The following is a 19,431-nucleotide window of genomic DNA, read 5'->3' on the forward strand; positions in this document are numbered from 1 at the left end:
GGTCGCACCATGGAGAAGCACGACCTCACCCAATTGTTGGAAAGCCTGATCGCCACCTGGGAGAACGAGGTGGTGGAGTTCAAGCAGGCCGGCAGCGACTACAGCACCGACGACATCGGCAAGTATTTCTCCGCGCTGGCGAACGAGGCCAATTTGCGTGGGGCCGACGCCGGCTGGCTGGTATTCGGCGTGAACAACAAGACCCGCCGCGTGGTTGGCACGGACTACCGCACCAAGGCGGAGCACCTGCAACAGCTGAAGATGCAGATCACGCAGAACAGCGACCCACGGCTGACCTTTCGCGACATCCACGTGCTGCCACACACCGATGGCCGGGTGTTGTTGTTCCAGATTCCCGCCGCACCACGCGGCATCGCCATTTCGTGGAAGGGCCACTACTACGCGCGTGCTGGGGAGAGCCTGGTGCCGCTGGGCCTGGACAAGCTGGACGAAATCCGCAACCAGACCCTTACGCAGGATTGGACGGCGCAGTTCGTTGACGACGCCTCGTTGGCCGACCTGGACGAAACCGCCACCAGCCGGGCGCGCGAGTCTTTCGCGCAGAAACATGCCAACAGCTTTGCGCCAGAAGCCGTGGCGGCGTGGCCTCTAGCCACCTTCCTTGATCGGGCGCGTGTCACGCGAGAGGGCCGGATTACCCGCACCGCCCTGCTCCTGCTGGGCAAGGCCGAGTCAGCCCACCGCCTTTCGCCCCACCCCGCGCAGCTGACATGGAGCCTGGTGGGCCAGGAGCGCGCCTACGAGCATTTCGGCCCACCCTTCCTGCTGAGCACCACTCGCCTGTACCAGCGCATCCGCAACATCCAGTTGCGCATCCTGCCGCAGGACGAACTGGTGCCCGTAGAGGTGGCCAAGTACGACCAGAAGATCGTGCTGGAATCCCTGCACAATTGCATCGCCCACCAGGACTACACGCGCAACGGCCGCGTGGTGGTGACGGAGCTACCCGACCGGCTGGTGTTCGAGAACGAGGGCAGCTTTTACGAGGGAAGCCCTGACGACTACATCACCGGCACCAAGCTCCCCCGGCGCTACCGCAACCCCTTCCTCGCGCAGGCGATGGCCGAGCTGAACATGATCGACACCATGGGCTACGGCATCCACGACATGTACGTTCGCCAGGCACGGCGCTACTTCCCGATGCCCGACTACGACCTTGGCGAGGCCGGAGCTGTGAAGATGACGATCTACGGTGGCGTGGTCGATCCCGCCTACAGCCGCCTGTTGATCCAGCGCACCGACCTGCCGTTGGCGGACGTGCTGGCGCTGGATCGCGTGCAGAAGAAGCTGTCGATTCCGGACGCCGTCGCCACCCATCTGCGCAAGGCGGGGTTGATCGAGGGTCGCAAGCCGAACTACTTCGTTTCCGCCGAGGTTGCCAAGGCCACCGCCAGCGTCGCCGACTACCTCCGCACGCGCGCCCAGGATGACGACTATTACGCCAAGCTCATTACCGACTACCTGACGCTGAAAGGCTCGGCAAGCCGCACGGATATCAACGGGCTGCTGATGGGCAAGCTGAGCGACGCGCTGGACGACAAGCAAAAGGACAACAAGATCGCCAACCTGCTGACCAACCTGCGGCGCAAGGGTCGTATCCGCAACACCGGAAGCCGCGGGCAGCCGGTCTGGAAGCTTGCAGAATGAAGCCCCTCTTCGCCCGAAACAACATCACTATAAATCAATGACTTGCGCCTTTCTGCAGGCCGCCCTGCAGAGAGCTTGCAGAAAGAAGCGCCAGCAGGAACACCATGAAGCTCAAGTTCAAGATCCAGCCCTACCAGACCGCCGCCGTACAGTCCGTGGTGGACTGCTTCGAGGGCCAGCCGCCCGCCAGCGCCAGGGCCGTCAGCTACCGCATCGACCCCGGCAAGCTGGCCAAAGGCCAGACCATCGGCAGCACCCTAGCTGGTGGCGATGGCTTCAGGAACGCCGACCTGCTGCTGACCGAGCAGACGCTGCTAGGCAACGTGCAGCAGGTGCAGCGCCAGCAGAACCTGCCACTCTCTCCGTCGCTGGTGAAGACCAAGGTGTCGCCGCTCAACCTCGACATCGAGATGGAAACCGGCACAGGGAAGACCTACTGCTACATCAAGACCATGTTCGAGCTGAACCAGCGCTACGGCTGGAGCAAGTTCATCGTGGTGGTGCCCTCCATCGCCATCCGCGAGGGCGTGGCCAAGTCGCTGAAGATCACCGCCGACCATTTCCTGGAGACCTACGGCAAAAAGGCCAGGTTCTTCATCTACGACTCCAAGCAGCTGCACCAGCTCGAAAGCTTCGCCTCCGACGCGGGCATCAACGTGATGGTCATCAACGTGCAGGCCTTCAACGCCACCGGCAAGGACAACCGGCGCATCTACGAGGCGTTGGACGACTTCCAGTCCCGCAAACCCATCGACGTCATCAGCGCCAACCGCCCCATCCTGATTCTGGACGAGCCCCAGAAGATGGAAGGAGGCAAGACGCTGGATTCGCTGGTGAACTTCAAACCGCTGTTCGTGCTGCGCTACTCAGCCACGCACAAGACCCGGCACAACCAAATCCACCGCCTGGATGCGCTCGACGCCTACAACCAGAAGCTGGTGAAGAAGATTGCCGTGCGCGGCATCACCATGAAGGGCCTAGCAGGCACGAATGCCTACCTCTACTTGCAATCCATCGACATCTCGCCCAAGAAACCGCCGGAAGCGCGCGTGGAGTTCGAGCAGAAGCTGGCGGGTGGCAAGATCAAGCGCGTAGTGCGCAAGCTGGGCAAGAGCGACAACCTATTCACCCTATCCAACGAACTGGACGAGTACCGCACCGGCTTCACGGTATCGGACATCAATGCCAACAGCGACACCCTGACCTTCACCAACGGCGTACAGCTCATCGTGGGCGACGCCACGGGCGACGTGAACGAAACGGCGCTGCGCCGCATCCAGATCCGCGAGGCGATCAAGGCGCATTTCGACAAGGAACAAGCCCTGTTCACGCAAGGCGTGAAGGTGCTCTCGCTGTTCTTCATCGATGAGGTAGCGAAATACCGCGACTACACGGCCGCCGATGACAAGGGCGAATACGCCCGAGTCTTCGAGGAGGAGTACCGAGACTACTTGAACGAGGTGATCGGCCTTGAAGAAACGCCTTGGACGAAGTACCTGAAAGGCATCGCTCCGGAGAACACCCACAGTGGCTACTTTTCCATCGACAAGAAGACCAAGCACCTGACCGACCCGACGGTCACCAAGCGTGGCGAGAACGCCGGACAGTCTGACGACACCGACGCCTACGATCTCATCCTGAAGGACAAGGAGCGCTTGCTGTCGTTGAACGAACCGGTGCGTTTCATCTTTTCGCACTCGGCATTGCGCGAGGGCTGGGACAACCCCAATGTATTCGTCATCTGCGCGCTCAAGCACAGCGACAACACGGTCTCCCGCCGACAAGAAGTAGGCCGCGGCCTTCGGCTATCGGTGAACCAGCAAGGCGACCGCATGGACAACCCGGCGACGGTGCACGACATCAACGTGCTGACCGTGGTGGCCAGTGAGAGTTACAAGGACTTTGTGGCTGGGCTGCAGGACGACATCAGCAAGTCGCTTGCCGAGCGACCGCGCAAGGCCGATGAACACTACTTCACCGGCAAGCTGCTCAAGACCGAGCAAGGCGACGTAGAAGTCACGCCGACCATGGCCAAGCAGATCTACAAGTATCTGCTCAAGAACGATTACACCGACGACAGCGACGGTATTGCTGATGCGTACCACCAAGCCCGCAAGGACGGCACGCTGGCGGAGCTGCCAGCCGAACTGAAGCCATACACCGACCAGGTCGTCGCCCTCATCGACAGCGTCTTCAGCCTGGCGCAGCTTCCCGATATCACTGATGGCCGCAAGCCGAAAACGAACCCTCTCAACGCAAACTTCGACAAGCAAGAGTTCAAGGCGTTGTGGAGCCGCATCAACCGCAAGGCGGCCTACAGCGTGCACTTCGACAGCGACGAGCTGGTTCGCAAGGCCGTCGCGAAGCTCAACGACAAGGACGAAGGCTTGCGGGTCACCCCGCTCCAGTACGTCATCCAGGCAGGCACGCAGGCAGAGCAGGCAACCTACGAAGACATCGTCGCCGGAAAGGGCTTCCGGATCACCGAGAGCGAAGTGGGGAACCATCGCGCCTCGATCCACTCGCTGGTGCGCTACGACCTGATCGGCAAGCTCGCCGAAGGCACCCAGCTCACGCGCCGCACCATCGCTGACATCCTGAAGGGCATGAACGTGGCGGTGTTCGCCCAGTTCAAGACCAACCCTGAAAGCTTCATCGCCGAGGCGATCCGGCTCATCAACGAGCAGAAAGCCACCGTGATCGTCGAACACATAGCCTATGACCCGGTGGAAGAAATCTACGACCTAGACATCTTCACTGCCAGTCAGAGCCGTCAGGACTTTACCAACGCCGGTGGCAAGCTTCAGCACCACATCTACGACTACGTGGTCACCGACTCCAAGGTGGAGCGCCAGTTCGTGAGCAACCTGGACACCAGCACGGACGTGATGGTCTACGCCAAGCTGCCCCGGGGCTTCCTCATTCCAACCCCCGTAGGCGACTACAACCCCGACTGGGCCATCAGCTTCAAGGAAGGCAAGGTCAAGCACATCTACTTCGTCGCCGAGACCAAAGGCTCCATGTCCACCATGGAGCTGCGTGAGATCGAGAAGACCAAGATCAAGTGCGCCCACAAGTTCTTCGACGAGATGAACCGCCGCTACGCACCCGAGAACGTCAAGTACGCGGTGGTAGATAGCTTCAGCAAGCTGATGGAGATCGTGAAGTGACAAGCAAGGAATCCACCGTGTACAAGCCCCGTTTCGACTTCGGCAGCAACCTTGATCCCAGCGGAACGCAAACCGGCACCATTAAAGACCTGATCGACGAGCTCAATTACGAAAAGCTCAAGACAGCCACCGGCGTCGATGCGAAGAAAAGTGAATCAAATGGAACAGCTGTCACTTTCGACTCGCTAAGCGGCGTGCTCGCATTCTTGGACGAAGTTGCTGGCATAGGCACGTTGAAACTCGCTCAAGATGTCCCTCTGTCGACGTTGAAGACCATCAAGCTTCTTTACGTAACAAACGACACCAGCGACACACAGCTCTTCAGACTACTCAAGTCGCCGCTTCGAGGCGGCAAGCCCACGCTGGAGTTCTATACCACCGAATCACCTTCGAGAAATCAGAAGGGCATTGCCATCGTCGATCACCTGCTGTCGGCATTGAGCAAAGAAGTTGATCCAGTTGTACTGCGCAAGATTGACACTTCTTTCCTGACCTATCCGAAGCTGCTTGAATGCATAGCAACGGAGAATCTCGAAATTCTCGAACCCGTCTACGCAAGACATAGCGGAAAGCCCGCGGCGATAGCCAAGGCATTCACCCATCTCGGGAAGGCAGTAAATAATTACAAACCGACATCACGCAAGTCGGATCGTCCGCTACACGAAGCAATATACACGTATTTACGCATCCTTCCATTTCTTAACTTTGTTGGTGAATATCAAGAAGTAATTGACCTATCACAAGTCAAGGGCCAAGCAAACTCGATCAAGGAAGAGATTGAGGAGTTTTGCAGCGAGCTCTCCGGCACCTTGAAGCTGACGGTTCATTACGCAACACCCATAACTTCCGTAGCGACATTCACCGACTTTGTCGACGCCCACGCACTGGCATTAGCCAAGCTGGTACAAGATGTCACTGGCTATACCAGTGAGCGAAGAGACATTCTGAAAATTGTTAATGCAGCCAGCAAAGTACTTGGCGCATATGTCCATCACGAATGGGGCATCATTCCACTGGACACGCAAAACATTTCGGTCGCTGACAGTGTCGCTGCCCTATGCACCATCCGCCACCAGCAGAAGGTGAAGACAAATTACTCGGCCTATTGGTTGGGACAGAAGCAGTCCGACAAAGGTACTGGGGTGCTGCGCCAGATGGACGACACCAGGGATACCAAGGAACTTTTCGAGCACGACTACATACCGCACGGCATCAACCAATTGCTGTTTAGTCGCTTCAACCAGTTCTACATGGCAATCACGGGGCAACAAAGTCGCTACGCAGCTTGGATGGAGCTTCAGCTTGCCCGGCTGACCAAATACTCCGAGTGTTATCTATCCAATGACGTTTCCATTTGTGACCATGCCGTTCAGCGTTTCTACCAATATTGCACACTGGAAGCATTCAGAGCTGCAGACATCACTCAGGTTGAGTAAATTCTTACATCACCACATCTAAGTATATGAAGGTGGAATCGGTGTCTTGAGAACAGTCAATTAGCAGTGAAGTGCTTGGCCTAGAATTACTGTTATAGGGGGGGGGATTGCGGACGCGCACATACCGTTTCCCCTTACTCTTCGCCAAAACAGCGAAATTCATCTCCAAAGCGGCCGGCAAGGATGATCCTTGCCGGCTTTTTTATTGACCAGCGAGAAAGGGTAGTACGCACATGGCTAGCTTTCATCATCGGATCAAGAGCGGCAAGAAGGGTGCCGCCAAGGAACACGCGGCTTACATTGAACGTCTTGGCAGGTATGAGGGCCGCGAGGATCTGATCCATGCCGAGAATGGGAACCTCCCCGACTGGGCAGGCGGGAATCCTGCGACATTCTGGAAGGCTGCGGACACTTACGAACGAGCCAATGGAGCGGTGTATCGCGAACACGTGATCGCCCTGCCGAACGAACTCAGCTTGGAGCAGAACCGTGCGCTTGCGGAACAGCTTGCTCACGAACTGGTAGGGAGCAAGCCCTTCCAGTTTGCTATCCATGCTCCCGAAGGAAAGCTTGGCGGCATCACGAACCCCCACATGCACTTGATGTACTCGGACAGGGTACAGGACGGGATCAGTCGACCTCCGGAACGGATGTTTTCGAGGTACAACCCGAAGCAACCTGAAGCGGGTGGATGTCGCAAGGACAGCGGCGGCAAGAGCCCGATGGTGCTTCGCGATGAAGTCATCGCCACACGAAAGAAGATTGCCGACATTCAGAACCAGGCGCTTGCCGAGCACGGCTTCGCTGCCAGGGTGGATCACCGCAGTTTGCGCGAGCAAGGCCTGCAACGCCGCCCAGAGCGCCACCTGGGGCCTACACGCGTCAAGAACATGTCCGACGACGAGAAAGCCCAATTCGCCGCGCTGCGCACCGGGGGCGCCGCAACGTGACTAGCGGGTGCCATTGGCCATCTGCCGCCCACGCGATTCTGCGACAAAATCGCAAGAGTCGCGTGGTTTTCTTGCCAATCGGCCAGCGGGCAGGCTCTCAAGCAAAAAGCCCCGGCCATTGCTGACCGGGGCTTCAGGATCACAACCAGCGGCTACAGGCCGCCGAAATACCAGTCGCTCAGCCGAACGAAGCGCTGCTTGCCCTTGGGGGCGACCACGATCCACACGGCCTGTTGACCTTCAAGGAGGCGAAGGGCAGCGTTGAGCCGATCACGATTGCGAACGGGCCCGTACCGCAGCACATGGTTCTTCGGGATGTATGTATCGGAGTTGGGCCCACGCCAGACACACTCGCGAAGGTACTTCAGCACGGCTTGTGCATCGACCTGCTCTTGCGAGAGCACGAACTGCGGTGAGAACAGCCGCTTGTATTCGTCCAGGTGCCACTGCACCACCGTGAATGCGCGCTCCAGCGTATCCAACGTGATCTTGCCTTCCTCGCCGCTGAAGCAGTGGAACACGGCGGCCAACCGACCAAGCAGCTCCATGATCTTCGACGCGAAGTCGTTGATGTCGTGCAGGTAGTCGCCAGGCCGAAGCATCCACTCCGTCTGCCTTGCCAGATCGAACCAGCGCGCCTTTGCGTCGTCCGAGAACTCAACCAGTTCACGCTCGATCTCACCCGATCCAGCGATTGCATCGAACTGCTCCAACAACTCACGCATCCGTGCATGAAAAGCCGGCAGGCACTCCCAAACCAGTTCTTCGGTGCTGACCTGCCGGAACCCCTGTGTCGATTCAGGCCAGCCCACGAGGTACCGCGCCCAGTGACCCGACCCTTTCGCGATCTCGCCATGCTTGGCCAGATAGGCCTGGAGCACTGACTTCTGAGTCATGATGCTGATCGTCACGCGAGGATTCATGACCAAGACATTGTCGAAGTCAGCTCGATCCAGCGTCAGCATCGGCGCTCCATCCCATGCCTTGTTCAGCAAACCGAGCTGCGCCATCGCCTCGCTCTTGAACATCACCTGACCTTCATCAGTCGTGATCGCGATGGATTCGCCTTCGCCATCGAGCGAGTCCATGATGGCCCGCGCCGTGATGTTCTGGCGCATGAAGCGCCGCAGCCGCGGCTTCTTCGGCTTCAGCTTGGCGTGCTGCGCCATCTCTGCCTGGATCGCCTCAATCGACTCACCTTTGCTGACCGCCTTGGCGAGACGATTTCGCAGACCCTGGCTTTTTGCCTCCCATGCCTCACGCTCAGCGTGATAGCTATCCAGCGCAGCCTGATATGCCACGGCTTTGCGGCGATCATGCTCATACAGCGGCGCGAAGACCAAAGCGTCCACGGTGCTCTTGCGTTCGCCAGATTCGGCCACACCGCACAGATACAGCGACGTCGGTCGGCGCTGTCCGGTCGGGAGCTTCACGTCGAACAGCCCCTGGCACGACGTCGACATCCCGGCTACCAGCCCCATCCCGATCAGCGCATCCGGCGCTTGGACGTTGCGCTGCAACTCATACGCCGTGTTGCGCAGCAAGATCAAGAAGGCATCCAGCGGGTAAGGTCGCGACCCATAGTTACTGCCGTTCATGCTTCTTCTCCTTCGGCGTAAGCGGCTTCTTCTGTGGGCGCCTGCTGGCCGTCATCTCCAAGCGGGCGGTTGCAAGAGCGGCACACCACCACCTGCCCGCTCACCCGGCGACGTTCCCGCTCGGCTTCAAGGAGCAGCCGAAAACCGGCCGGGCTGACCTTCAAGTCATAGGCGTTGTTGAAAGCCGCCAGGATCGACTTCTGCGGCACTTTCGCAGCCAGACGGTGCTCGATCTCTTCGAACGCTTCACCGAAGGCTTCGCTGTTGCGGCGCCGACTGCTGGGCTGGATCGCCTGCAGCTCACCGATGAAGCGCTCGAATTCCTCGTTCTCAGACATACTCGTGTTCCTTGATGGTGTTGTTGGTGGTGGTGTTTGCCTTCGCCTCGCGATCACGCAGCCACGCGATCACCTGGTCGTACCACCAGATGCGAGGCGAGCGGGGTGAATCGAAAAGCGGCGTACCTTTCGGAAACGTCGGGTCGTTCTTGAAGATGCTGTAGGCGGTGCTCCGGCCAACGCGGACCACCTTCAGCAGTTCATGAAACCGAACGGTGGGCCCATCGGGCTTCCACGTCGTAGCCAACAAAGGGGGTGAGTGGATATGCTGTGCGCGTGCAACCGACCGCTTCGGTCGATTACGCGCACTGGGGTTGTGGTGCCTTGCCTGATGCATGGATTTCTCCTGTTTGGTCGAAGTACGGCCGCTTCGTACTGGCCGTGAATCCATTCCATCCATTTCGCCGATTTTGGTCGCCGGGGAAAAAATCAAAGTTTTTGCAGCCACTCCCACGTGCTCGTTGACCACCGCCGCAATCAGCCAAAAAAAACAGTTACTTATCAACGAGAAGGGGCACGCCTCAGCGTGCCCCTTCTCTTCATTACGCACCGCTTGCACCACTGGTTTAACTACTCATCAGAACCGCTTTCCTTACCTTGAAGGAAGCGCACCAGCCCGTACAGGGCAAAGCCGTACACCACCACCCCACCTACGATTGCGAACATTGCCGTTTCCTCCGTGGTTATCCACCGTGGCCAGCTGCCTCTACACGCGCTTCGAGGCGACCTTTCAGGCCCGAGCCCGTGGATTCGCAGACTTCCGCGCGCTGCCCGCCGCCACCCTCGGGGTAGAACTCTTCCACCACCGCCGGCACGTCTTCTTCCAGCTCCTCGAACGCACCGTTGGCGAAGCCCCGACGTGCTGACTCGTCCAGTGCTCCCTGGTCAAACCCGCAGGCTCGGCGCTGTTCGTCCTGATCCCGGGCCTGGGCGATGGCCTGCTCCAGCGTCAACCCATCGCGCACCACCAGATCCACGTAGTAGATCGGTGCACGGTGGCTTTGCGTGGTGGACTTGCCGCGCAGCTTCAGTTCCAGCGGCAGGCAGGCCAGTAGCCCACCCGACACCGCGCTGAAATACTCCAGCCGTGCCGCCAGCGTGCGAATGGTGTTGAACGACGTGGTGCGCAGCACGAAGCTGCCCAGCGCATCGTCATCGCCTTCCCCCACAACCACGTTGAGCCGGGCGTAGGCCTTGCAGGCTCCTTGCGAGAACGCGCAGGCATCCGGCCCCGAACAGGGCAACGTGGCCACGCCCTCCTTGCCCGAGCGCCGGCAAGTCTCGCCATTGCCCACACACACCGGTCGCCCCGTGGTGCGGTCGAACAGCGAGTAGTCGGCCCGCAGGTTGAGGCTTGGATCGTTGAACAGCAGCCGCACCGGGATCGAACGCAGCTTCTGACCTTCCGCTTCCTTGCGCAGCTTTTCGTCCAGCGGATGCAGCAGCCAGCCATCGCGCCCCTGTACCTGGCTGGTCAGGGTGAACTGGTCGTCCTTCTCCGGCAGGCGCTTGCCGTTGCGTTCCACCACCCGGCCAATGGAAATCCGCCCGATCACGGGCGGGGTGATTGCCAGACCTTTCAGCATGTCGCTGTCCCCTCATCGTTATCGGAAGTCCGCGACAGCACGAACCGGCGCGCGCCGGGGCGGGTCACGGTGTACATGGCGGCGACGTCCGGGCACTCGGCGATGAGCCGTTTGGTGTCGAGCGTGGTGCCGTCCTTGGATCGCTTGAACGTCACGACGCCGTGGGCAAAGCGCGCCGTGCTGGCGTCGCCCATCGCTTGCTGGATCACCTGCTTGAGCGATTCGCTTTCATCCTCCATCGCTTCCAGCTCACCCTTGAGCGTCGCCAAGGCATCGAAGGCGCGGCCAAGGTCTTCATCGCCCGTGAAGTCCAGGCTGGTGTCGTTGCCGCGATAGAGCTTACGCAGGGCCGTGGCCGCCGATGCGCTGCCATCCGCCGGTGGCTGGATGTCCTTTTCCACGTGCTCCCAGAAGCGGGCTTCCAGCACCACCAGCCGGGCGATCACTTCCTCGTCCCGTTCGATGCGATGGATTTCCAGTTGCTGCCCGCACAGGAGCACGGCCACGTCGGCGGCGGCTTTGCCCGTGACCGCCAACTGGTGCTGCACTTGGAGCTGGACGTACTCAGGAACCCCGTCCTTCCACAGCCGCGAGCCGAACTCGCCCGCCGTTTTGCACTCCAGCACCTGCACATCCGGCACGCCGACGATTTCCCGGTCGATGTTCGCCAGCATGAACGGGAACGTCGGGTGTTGAAGCACGGCGTTGAGCTTGCGCACCTTGCGTCCGGTGCGCTCCTGGTAGGCCGTGGCCACCATCGGCTCCAGCAAGGTGCCCCAGTAGCGCGGATCGTCCTGTCCGGGGCGTACTTCTTCCGGCGGCGTGCGACCGGTCTTTTCCATCCAGAGTTCGAGCTGGCTCTTGTACGGACACAGGCCCACGGCGGCAGCGGCATCCGAGCTGCCGATGCCATTGCGCCGCACATCTAGCCACTGCCCATAGGGCAACTTCTTCGTATCGACCAGCCTCACGGCTCCGCTTTGCTTGTTCATCGGTGTCCTCCAGGCATAAAAAAGCCCGACCGATGCGCAAGCATCAGCCGGGCGATGGGTGGTTACTTTTCAAGGTGGCGTTACCAACTGGCGCGGTAGTAGATGTCCCAGCCGCGTTCCTGCAACTTCTTAGCCTGCACCACGATGCGCAGGGTGTAGTCGACGTCGCCTTCGGTCATCGGTTCGTCGCCCTCGCTGACGAAGTATTCGCTGGCCGACTCTGGATCGTCGTCCACCTGATCGAGCTGTTCTTCCAACTCGGCCAGCACATCGGGCGCGATGTAGGCGGGCCGGCAGTCGTCGTGGCCTTCCTGCACGTTGTTCACGAACCACCGGTGCAGGGGATCGAACTTTCGCCAGTAGCCCACCCGCACGGTCACGCCCGTGATCTCCATCAGGGTCGCGTCGTTGTCGGGCTTTTCCGTGGGTGGCGTGTAGCCAATGGCCTTGCCGATGGCTTGCCGAACCGGTGCCAGCTCCTCGCTGTAGGGCGGCAGGTGGAGCTTCGCTTCCAGATACATGTCGAGTCCCATGACATGCCTCCTGTCAGGCCACCAACTTCATCACTTCGTCCCACGCCCGCTGCTTGATCTGGGCACCTTGCCCAAACCACGCCGCATCCCGGCGGTGATCGTCGCTGCGTGCGCGGCGGTGGTGGTCGATGAACTCGGTGACGCCGTTCAACAGCCCCCACGCCGTGCCACGGCTAGAAGCCATCAGCGCACCGCGGCCACCGCCCTCGTACAGAGCGCGGACATTGGCGACGGCTTGCTCGTTGACCACCGAGACCTTCCCGTCCGGGCCTGCGTAGGTCAGCACGCGACGCAGCAGTCCTTCCACCGAGTCCGGATCGAGCGGACGCTCCACCAGCGCCTTCATGCGCGCCACGAACCCATCCCACGACGACACCGTGATGCCGAGCTGGCGCTTCACCACTTCCGGATCGAACTGGCTGCGATGCGGCACCTTGATAGCCCCGCTGGTATTGCCCAGTGCGATCTGCAAGGTGTTGTTGCACACCACCCGGACGCTGGTGAACTGCGCCGTGGTCGCCAGCGTGCCGTCGCAGGCCGTGGCCAGCAGCAGGTAGCCATCCACCCGGTCGCGGCCCTTCAGGCTGACGCTCTGGCCGGTACGCGCCAGCGCCCAGAACTTGCGGCCTTCGCGCAGCACGCCAGCCGTTTCCAGCTCGAAGCCACCCGCTTCGGTGAGGTCGCGGTAGAACTCCAGAATCTCGCCCGGCTGGACGACCTGGAAGCGCTTGGAGACCACGGCCAACGGCGCCTTGGTGTCGGAGCGGTACAACACTTTCTGCTCGGGGAAGGCCTGGATCACGCCCAGACCGTTCTGGCCGGTGACGTAGCGGACTTCAGCGTCCTCAATCGCCCAGTCCATGCCCGCGTTGGCCTTCCAGACTTCGATGGGCTGTTGCGCTTCGAGCTTCTTGCCCAGGCCATGCCACGGCGTCTCGCCGGCATAGGCCATCGTTTCGACCAGATGCATGTTCGTTTCCTCTCGATGAGGCGGCATAAACGCCGAAGGCCCGGGAATCCCCCGGGCCTTCGGCGTATGTCGCGTGGGTTGGTTGGATCAGGGCGCTTTCGAGATGCCGCTCTTGCAGCGGGCAAAGCCCAACAGCAAGGTGGCGACAACAACGAGCACGCAGGTCAGCGGGTCAGCCTTCTGCGGGATCATGCTTCTCCCCCTCGATGGGCGCCTCAGGGCGGATGCGCCCAAACGCGAGACAGAGCCTCCCCTGTCTCATGTGGGTGATATGTGCCTGAAACTTTTTCCAATCAACACCGACAACCGCTACGGAGAGTGATGCTGTTCGCAACGCGTCCTTACCTCACCCTCCGAAGCATTTCTGCTGAATCCGGGACGTCCGCATACTTCGCAGGTGCGCAGCGATGCCCTTTCTGCACGTCTGATCCAGACCCGTTGACGGAGCGAGGCCTCCCACACACGAAAGCGCAAGCTGCCAAATTTCTCCTTCACCTGCACGGCCACCACCTGCGGCGCACCGCGCTGATCGGTTTCTCGCTGGAGTTTGCTGCAAAGGTCATCCAGCAAGGCACACCAGCCATCCCCCACCATGCATCCCCAGCCCATGCTGCATTCGCGAGGTGGAACATGGCAGTTTGCGAAAATGCGGGGGTACCGGTCGTACAGGGCTTGCTCCAGCTCAGGGCTCATGACGCTTCCTCATGATCGAAAGCCCCATTTCACGATCTCGAAGCGGCACTCAATGTCGCCAGACGCGCCCTCGGCCGTGTTTCTCCCAGCGACACTACATGTCGTTATCGTGGCTAGGATGATCCTCGTCCATCCGCCGCTTCGCAGGCTCGCCAATGCCAAATCCCACCGCAGCCCGTCTCTCCAAGTCGCGCATCGTCGCTGGCCTCCAGTGCGAACGTCGCCTGTGGCTGGGCACATATCGGCGCGATGCGATGGAGACCTCTTCCGCGAATCAGGCTGTGCTGGATACCGGCAACGCCGTTGGTGATCTGGCCAGAGAGCTTTACGGACCCGGCTTGCTAATCGGCCACGTGGACGACACTGCCAAGGCCCTTGCCGAGACCGCCGATGCGCTGCAAGGCAAAGGCAAACGCAAGACGCTGTTCGAGGCGGCCTTCCAGCACAAGGATGTTCTGGTTCGCGCAGATGTCCTGAAGCCCATTCCGGGCGGCTACGACCTGATCGAGGTGAAATCTTCCACCTCCGCGAAGGACTACCACCTGGTCGACTGCGCCATCCAAGCCTGGGTGATCCGCAACGCAGGCATCACGCTTCGCCACGTGTATCTGGCGTACATCGACACGGCGTTCGTTTACGCGGGCGATGACGACTACAACGGCCTGCTGATGGCCGAGGACATCACGGCCGATATCGCCGACCTCATCGAGCAAGTCCCGGGTTGGGTACGCAGACTTCAGAAGGTGCTGCGTGGCGACGAGCCATCCATCACCACGGGCGAGCAGTGCTCCAAGCCTTTCGACTGCCCCTTCTTCGAGCATTGCCGCGCGCAGGAGCCCCAGGAGCCCAAGTATCCGGTCACGATCCTCAAGCGATCAGCCGCGCTCACCCGCGCGCTACTCGACGAGGGTTACGTGGATCTCCGCAAGGTACCCGCCGAACGGCTGACCAACCCCATCCATCAGCGCATCCGCAAGGCCTCGGTGACGGGGAAACCCTTTCTCGACCCGGCTGCAGCCGAACAACTCGACGAGCTCGGGTATCCACGCCATTACCTCGACTTCGAAACGATCAACTTCGCCATTCCGCGCTGGGCGGGCACGCGTCCCTATCAGCAAGTCCCCTTCCAATGGTCGTGCCAGATCGAACAGCGCGATGGCAGCCTTAAGGAACGCGTCTTCCTCGACCTGAGCGGCGACGATCCGACCCGCGACTTCGCGGAATCCTTGCTTCGCACGCTCGGCAGACGCGGCCCCATCCTCGTTTACAACCGGAGCTTCGAAGCAGGTCGGGTCAAGGAACTGGCCGACTGGTTTCCCGATCTGGCGGATGCCTTGCTGGCCTTGAACGAACGCATGGTGGATCTGCTGCCCATCACGCGTGAGCACTACTACCACCCCGCCATGCTGGGCTCGTGGTCGATCAAGAAAGTGTTGCCCACCATCGCCCCGGAGCTCGATTACGACGACCTGGACGATGTGGCCGATGGCGGCCAGGCGCAACTGGCCTACCTGGAGGCCGTCCACCCGGAAACGCCCACCGAGCGGCGCACCGTTCTGGATACGGCCCTGCGCCGCTACTGCGGTCGGGACACCATCGCGATGGTTCGCCTGCTGCAAGCCCTGACGGGCCGTTGATCCGTCCCGCGCCAGAGGCCATGCCGGCGCGCCCCACTTCCACAGGAATTCTTTCGTCATGCAGACGACCCTCGATTTCCCGCTCGAACAAGTCTTCCGCGAGGCCTATCTCGCCCAACTCGGTGCAAGCTTCGCCGAGTTCCGCGAGAACCCCCAAGGCACGCTGGAGAAATACGGCCAGCACGATGCCATCGCGATCATGCGGCTCGGCTACCGCCCCTTGCTCCCGGTGCAAGTTCGCCTGCGGGAGACGCTGCTGGCCCAATGGCGCGCCGAAGGCACCTGGGATGATTCCATGGCCGTGCATCCCGTCTCGCCCGGCGCCACAAGCCGCATCTTCCAGCACATCCGGCAAGCCATGGGAAGCATGCTGTACGCGGCCAAACAATGCCTGCCGGAGCATGGCAGGGCGCCGACCGGAAACACGTTCCGAACCCGGTGACCGCGCCACGTCAAAGCGACACTACATGTCGCATCGCATGGCATGATGGTATTCATCCCCAACCGGGGCTTCGATCCAGGATGCCGCCATGAACGATACTTCCCTGCGCTATCTGGAAATGTTGCGACAGATACCTCGTCTCCCGAATAGCATCACGGCGACCGACCTGCACCGCAAACTGCAGAGCCTCGGCCATGAGATCGACAAGCGCAGCATCGAGCGAGACCTCAACAAGCTTTCAGGCATGTTCCCGCTGACCACCAGTGATGGCCGACCGGCCCTGTGGAGCTGGGCACGCGAGGCCGACCTGACCCACCTACCGGCCCTAAATCCGGCGACTGCACTGACTTTGGAACTGGCGTATCGCCATCTGGATTCACTGTTGCCGCGTAGCGCTATCGTCGCCCTGGAACCGCTGTTCAAATCGGCACGCAAGGTGTTGGATGAAACCAACCAGACCGGGCTCGCGCGCTGGTCGGACAAGGTGGCCACCGTGCCGGAGAATCAACCGCTGATGCCTGCATCCATTGCAGCAAGCGTGCATGAAGCCGTCCATCAAGCCCTGCTGACGGAAAAGCGTCTTGAGATCGGCTATCGGGCCGCAGGGCAGGAACGCCCCAAGCGCTACCCGGTCAATCCGCTGGGCCTGGTCAGTCGGGGTGGCAGCTACTATCTGGTCGCCACGGCCCGCGACTACCCGGAGCCGCGCAACTTCGCCCTGCATCGCATGGCATCCGCCACACTGCTGGACGAGCCTGCCAGCAAGCCAACCAGCTTCAACCTGCGACGCTACATTGCGGAACACGGCTTCGAGTTGCCGCTAGGCGGCGATCTCAATCTCGAACTGCGGGTCTCGCCCTGGATGGCGAGCTATCTGGACGAACGCAAGCTGTCGCCCGACCAGACGCTCACTCCCATTCGCGGCCGCGAGGAACAACGCCTCAGCGCCACCGTAGCCAATACCGACCAACTGCGCTGGTGGCTGCGCAGCTTCGGGGCGAATGTCGAAGTGGTGAAGCCGGCCTCGCTACGCCGAAAGCTGGCCAGCGAGTTCGCCGAGATGGCGGAGCTGTATCAGGGTTAGTCCTTCAATCCTCGATCACCCGCTGGGCACGCACTTCCCGCTTCGCGACAGGCCATACCGTCTGGTAGTCATGGAACTCCAACGTCGCCTCGATCTCGTCGATGCAGGGCAGCATCTCCCACGGAAGCGGGAGATGATGGACGATGCAGTGGCTCAGGTAGGTCATGTGGCAGGTGCCTGAGAAAAGTGGATGGTCCGGGTCATGGAACTCGCTCCAGTTCTCGATCTCCCCGTTGTTCATGCCAAGGAAGTATTCGCAACCAACCCTGATCCGGTACTTGCCATCGCCTACATAGGTCTGGTCGATGCGGTCGTAGATCGACCGCACGGAGCCATGGTCCAAGGTCAGCATCACTGCCACGCTTGCAAGCATGCTCCAGTCGAAGATGGCGCCCGGCTGTCCCTTGAGAAGCACGCCGCGCGCCTCGCGCAGGCTTGCTTCCAGTTCCAGGTCGAGCGCATTGATCTGTTCGACCACCTGCTTTGCACGGTCGATCCATGCCGGCGGCGGCATGCGTGGTTCCACGCGCTCGAAACGCCACCATTCGCCGGTTCGCTTCCTGCGGGCCTGCTTGATGGCGCGCAAAGCAGGTGCCGCGACATCGCGCAAGCGCGCGTATGCCGCTTTGTACGCCTTCGGCAGGCCCTTCCCCACGGCCAATGCCTTCAGCTCGTCATGCACGTACTCGATGTCGGCATACGCCTGGCGAAGCTGGGCCTCCAGCTTCTCTTCCAGCGACTTCAGAATCAGGCCGTCAATGGCTTCGTAGGGCTCATACTCCCTTTTGACTCGCGCGGCCATGATGGCTCCGATGGTGGCTTCGCAAACTTAGGATGCACGTTCACCACGACACCCACTGTCGCATGGCCTACGTCAGCGCCACGAACTGCCAGACAGCGACGACAGGGTGTGGGCCGTTCTTAGGAACGAGAGCGCATGCACGCCCCAATGCGTCTCGAAACTGCGGCACCAGCACTCGCATGCACGTGCCTGGTGATCTGCATGACCCTGCAGCCACCACGCATAACCCATCAGCAGGCTTGCATGGATATCCACGAGGTCGCAGCGCATTTCGTTGAGAAGAACCGGGATACTTTCCGAGTACGCAGGCATCGGGGCGGGCATCCGCACCTCGCCTTCAATACGCCGGCGAGGCTCCACGCCCGACAGGGACTGGATGGCCGCCTCGACATCCAGCCGATAGGCACGCAGCGCATCATCCATGTCCGGCCAACGGCGCATGCAAGATGGCCAATCGAGATTCCTGCTTTCCACCAGGCTGAATTCGACGGCCACGGCATGCAGCCTGGCCACGCAGCGATGCAGCCATCGCCACTGCTCGATAGGCGAGCGGGCATCCTGGTTGGCACATGCCGCAATGAAGGCGCCCACGGCCTTGCCGTAGTTCCGGCATGCCGGGCTGGGATTTGTGTCGGGGGTCATGCGTCCACCTCGCGAGTGGAAGCATGCTGATTGACCGCGCCGACACCGGCTGTCGCATCACGCCGTCAAAGCGTTCACGAGCCCCGAAAGCGCCTCGCCAGCCGTGCTGCGCAAAGCCAAGTCCGCCTGGTCGGTCAACTGCGTGTGGAGCGGATTGATCTCCACCACCTTCGCACCGCGCTGCTTGGCCACGCCCGGCAGGCTCGCCGCAGGAAACACGAGGCCGGATGTCCCGATGGCGATCAGCAAATCACTTGCGGTCGCGCACCGCTCGGCCTTGCGCCACGCCAGTTGCGGCATGGGTTCGCCAAACCAGACCACACCGGGGCGAACGTAGCCGCCGCAGTGCGTACAACGAGGCGGCATCAATCGAAGTAACGGCTTGTGCGCCGCTTCCGACGGAATATGCACATCCTCGTGAGGTCTGCCGCAGGCAAAGCAGCGCGAGGCAAACAGGTTGCCATGCAGGTGGACGACATCCCTGGCGCCGGCACGCTCGTGGAGGTCGTCCACGTTCTGCGTGACGATCGACAGGCCCGGCTTGATGTTGGCTAGTTCCGCCAGCGCCCGATGACCCGCATGAGGCTGCGCGGCCCTCACCATCGCCATGCGCCACACGTACCAGCCCCAGACCAATGCCTTGTCCTGCTGGAACGCGCTCGCCGTGGACAGATCCTCGGGATCGAACTGCAACCACAAGCCATTCTGTGCATCGCGGAAGGTGGGAATGCCGCTTTCGGCGGACATCCCAGCCCCAGTCAGAACCACTACGCTTCGGGCAGCCCTGAACCAATGGGCCAGCTCAACGATGGGGTCGTTCTTTTGCATCGCCTTTTCCTTTCGCTCCGGCGGACTTACTCCGCGCCAATCCCCGTATAGGCTTCGAAGCG

17 protein-coding genes are annotated in these 19,431 nt (G+C 61.0%); 7 read left to right on the plus strand and 10 right to left on the minus strand.

All coding sequences use genetic code 11. The features are described from left to right. The first annotated feature begins 9 nt into the window (after positions 1-9). The 4 genes from ACVCMI_RS16235 (at position 10) to ACVCMI_RS16250 (ending at position 7,224) form a co-directional block, all read left to right on the plus strand. Positions 10-1,668: an RNA-binding domain-containing protein gene (locus ACVCMI_RS16235; protein WP_447098106.1), complete on the plus strand. Its 1,659-nt coding sequence runs from the start codon at positions 10-12 to the stop codon at positions 1,666-1,668. 104 nt (positions 1,669-1,772) lie between these two features. Then, positions 1,773-4,838 (plus strand): type III restriction-modification system endonuclease, encoded by a 3,066-nt coding sequence (locus tag ACVCMI_RS16240; protein WP_447098105.1) that lies wholly within the window; start codon positions 1,773-1,775, stop codon positions 4,836-4,838. Between the two features lie 17 nt (positions 4,839-4,855). Beyond that, positions 4,856-6,274 (plus strand): hypothetical protein, encoded by a 1,419-nt coding sequence (locus ACVCMI_RS16245; protein WP_447098104.1) that lies wholly within the window; start codon positions 4,856-4,858, stop codon positions 6,272-6,274. Positions 6,275-6,507: 233 nt separating this feature from the next. Next, entirely contained in the window at positions 6,508-7,224 is a 717-nt protein-coding gene (locus tag ACVCMI_RS16250) for a MobA/MobL family protein (RefSeq protein WP_447098103.1), read from the plus strand. Positions 7,225-7,376: 152 nt separating this feature from the next. Here the strand turns inward: ACVCMI_RS16250 and ACVCMI_RS16255 are convergent, their stop codons facing one another. The 7 genes from ACVCMI_RS16255 to ACVCMI_RS16285 all read right to left on the minus strand — a co-directional run bounded on the left by ACVCMI_RS16255 (position 7,377) and on the right by ACVCMI_RS16285 (position 13,241). Further along, positions 7,377-8,822 carry a YfjI family protein gene (locus ACVCMI_RS16255; protein ID WP_447098102.1) on the minus strand — a complete coding sequence of 482 codons (1,446 nt, stop codon included), beginning with the start codon at positions 8,820-8,822 and terminating at the stop codon, positions 7,377-7,379. Further along, positions 8,819-9,160, minus strand: coding sequence for a hypothetical protein (locus ACVCMI_RS16260; RefSeq protein WP_447098101.1), 342 nt, complete (start codon positions 9,158-9,160; stop codon positions 8,819-8,821). Before ACVCMI_RS16260 ends, ACVCMI_RS16255 begins: the two co-directional genes overlap by 4 nt. Beyond that, the gene (locus ACVCMI_RS16265) at positions 9,153-9,719 is read right to left on the minus strand and encodes a hypothetical protein (protein WP_447098100.1); all 567 of its coding nucleotides are present in this window, start codon (positions 9,717-9,719) and stop codon (positions 9,153-9,155) included. Before ACVCMI_RS16265 ends, ACVCMI_RS16260 begins: the two co-directional genes overlap by 8 nt. 124 nt (positions 9,720-9,843) lie before the next feature. Further along, a complete protein-coding gene (locus ACVCMI_RS16270) occupies positions 9,844-10,746 on the minus strand; it encodes a recombination directionality factor (RefSeq protein WP_447098099.1) in 903 nt (300 codons plus the stop codon). Then, positions 10,740-11,738, minus strand: coding sequence for a YqaJ viral recombinase family nuclease (locus ACVCMI_RS16275; protein WP_447098098.1), 999 nt, complete (start codon positions 11,736-11,738; stop codon positions 10,740-10,742). Before ACVCMI_RS16275 ends, ACVCMI_RS16270 begins: the two co-directional genes overlap by 7 nt. 80 nt (positions 11,739-11,818) lie before the next feature. Further along, entirely contained in the window at positions 11,819-12,271 is a 453-nt protein-coding gene (locus ACVCMI_RS16280) for a hypothetical protein (protein WP_447098097.1), read from the minus strand. 13 nt (positions 12,272-12,284) lie between these two features. Further along, on the minus strand, positions 12,285-13,241 hold the full coding sequence (locus ACVCMI_RS16285) for a DUF932 domain-containing protein (RefSeq protein WP_447098096.1): 957 nt from the start codon (positions 13,239-13,241) through the stop codon (positions 12,285-12,287). Positions 13,242-14,089: 848 nt separating this feature from the next. Here ACVCMI_RS16285 and ACVCMI_RS16290 point away from each other — a divergent pair. The 3 genes from ACVCMI_RS16290 to ACVCMI_RS16300 all read left to right on the plus strand — a co-directional run bounded on the left by ACVCMI_RS16290 (position 14,090) and on the right by ACVCMI_RS16300 (position 17,097). Continuing rightward, complete coding sequence (locus tag ACVCMI_RS16290) at positions 14,090-15,571, plus strand: DUF2779 domain-containing protein (protein WP_447098095.1); 1,482 nt, start codon at positions 14,090-14,092, stop codon at positions 15,569-15,571. A 58-nt stretch (positions 15,572-15,629) separates the two neighbouring features. Continuing rightward, complete coding sequence (locus tag ACVCMI_RS16295; RefSeq protein ID WP_447098094.1) at positions 15,630-16,013, plus strand: hypothetical protein; 384 nt, start codon at positions 15,630-15,632, stop codon at positions 16,011-16,013. A gap of 88 nt (positions 16,014-16,101) precedes the next feature. Next, positions 16,102-17,097: a helix-turn-helix transcriptional regulator gene (locus ACVCMI_RS16300; protein ID WP_447098093.1), complete on the plus strand. Its 996-nt coding sequence runs from the start codon at positions 16,102-16,104 to the stop codon at positions 17,095-17,097. Between the two features lie 4 nt (positions 17,098-17,101). On the opposite strand, the gene ACVCMI_RS16305 is transcribed toward ACVCMI_RS16300, so the two are convergent. The 3 genes from ACVCMI_RS16305 to ACVCMI_RS16315 all read right to left on the minus strand — a co-directional run bounded on the left by ACVCMI_RS16305 (position 17,102) and on the right by ACVCMI_RS16315 (position 19,369). After that, the gene (locus tag ACVCMI_RS16305) at positions 17,102-17,899 is read right to left on the minus strand and encodes a hypothetical protein (protein ID WP_447098092.1); all 798 of its coding nucleotides are present in this window, start codon (positions 17,897-17,899) and stop codon (positions 17,102-17,104) included. 72 nt (positions 17,900-17,971) lie between these two features. Next, entirely contained in the window at positions 17,972-18,541 is a 570-nt protein-coding gene (locus tag ACVCMI_RS16310; protein WP_447098091.1) for a hypothetical protein, read from the minus strand. Positions 18,542-18,598: 57 nt separating this feature from the next. Then, complete coding sequence (locus ACVCMI_RS16315; RefSeq protein WP_447098090.1) at positions 18,599-19,369, minus strand: SIR2 family NAD-dependent protein deacylase; 771 nt, start codon at positions 19,367-19,369, stop codon at positions 18,599-18,601. Positions 19,370-19,431: the final 62 nt, after the last annotated feature.

This window comes from Rhodanobacter sp. UC4448_H15, from assembly GCF_052978265.1.

What these genes read in the sequence shown, in the direction of transcription:
- ACVCMI_RS16235 (WP_447098106.1), top strand. Translation starts at nt 10, where the DNA reads ATGGAGAAGCACGACCTCACCCAATTGTTGGAAAGCCTGATCGCCACC.
- ACVCMI_RS16240 (WP_447098105.1), top strand. Translation starts at nt 1,773, where the DNA reads ATGAAGCTCAAGTTCAAGATCCAGCCCTACCAGACCGCCGCCGTACAG.
- ACVCMI_RS16250 (WP_447098103.1), top strand. Translation starts at nt 6,508, where the DNA reads ATGGCTAGCTTTCATCATCGGATCAAGAGCGGCAAGAAGGGTGCCGCC.
- ACVCMI_RS16255 (WP_447098102.1), bottom strand. Translation starts at nt 8,822, where the DNA reads ATGAACGGCAGTAACTATGGGTCGCGACCTTACCCGCTGGATGCCTTC.
- ACVCMI_RS16260 (WP_447098101.1), bottom strand. Translation starts at nt 9,160, where the DNA reads ATGTCTGAGAACGAGGAATTCGAGCGCTTCATCGGTGAGCTGCAGGCG.
- ACVCMI_RS16270 (WP_447098099.1), bottom strand. Translation starts at nt 10,746, where the DNA reads ATGCTGAAAGGTCTGGCAATCACCCCGCCCGTGATCGGGCGGATTTCC.
- ACVCMI_RS16275 (WP_447098098.1), bottom strand. Translation starts at nt 11,738, where the DNA reads ATGAACAAGCAAAGCGGAGCCGTGAGGCTGGTCGATACGAAGAAGTTG.
- ACVCMI_RS16280 (WP_447098097.1), bottom strand. Translation starts at nt 12,271, where the DNA reads ATGGGACTCGACATGTATCTGGAAGCGAAGCTCCACCTGCCGCCCTAC.
- ACVCMI_RS16285 (WP_447098096.1), bottom strand. Translation starts at nt 13,241, where the DNA reads ATGCATCTGGTCGAAACGATGGCCTATGCCGGCGAGACGCCGTGGCAT.
- ACVCMI_RS16290 (WP_447098095.1), top strand. Translation starts at nt 14,090, where the DNA reads ATGCCAAATCCCACCGCAGCCCGTCTCTCCAAGTCGCGCATCGTCGCT.
- ACVCMI_RS16295 (WP_447098094.1), top strand. Translation starts at nt 15,630, where the DNA reads ATGCAGACGACCCTCGATTTCCCGCTCGAACAAGTCTTCCGCGAGGCC.
- ACVCMI_RS16300 (WP_447098093.1), top strand. Translation starts at nt 16,102, where the DNA reads ATGAACGATACTTCCCTGCGCTATCTGGAAATGTTGCGACAGATACCT.
- ACVCMI_RS16305 (WP_447098092.1), bottom strand. Translation starts at nt 17,899, where the DNA reads ATGGCCGCGCGAGTCAAAAGGGAGTATGAGCCCTACGAAGCCATTGAC.
- ACVCMI_RS16310 (WP_447098091.1), bottom strand. Translation starts at nt 18,541, where the DNA reads ATGACCCCCGACACAAATCCCAGCCCGGCATGCCGGAACTACGGCAAG.
- ACVCMI_RS16315 (WP_447098090.1), bottom strand. Translation starts at nt 19,369, where the DNA reads ATGCAAAAGAACGACCCCATCGTTGAGCTGGCCCATTGGTTCAGGGCT.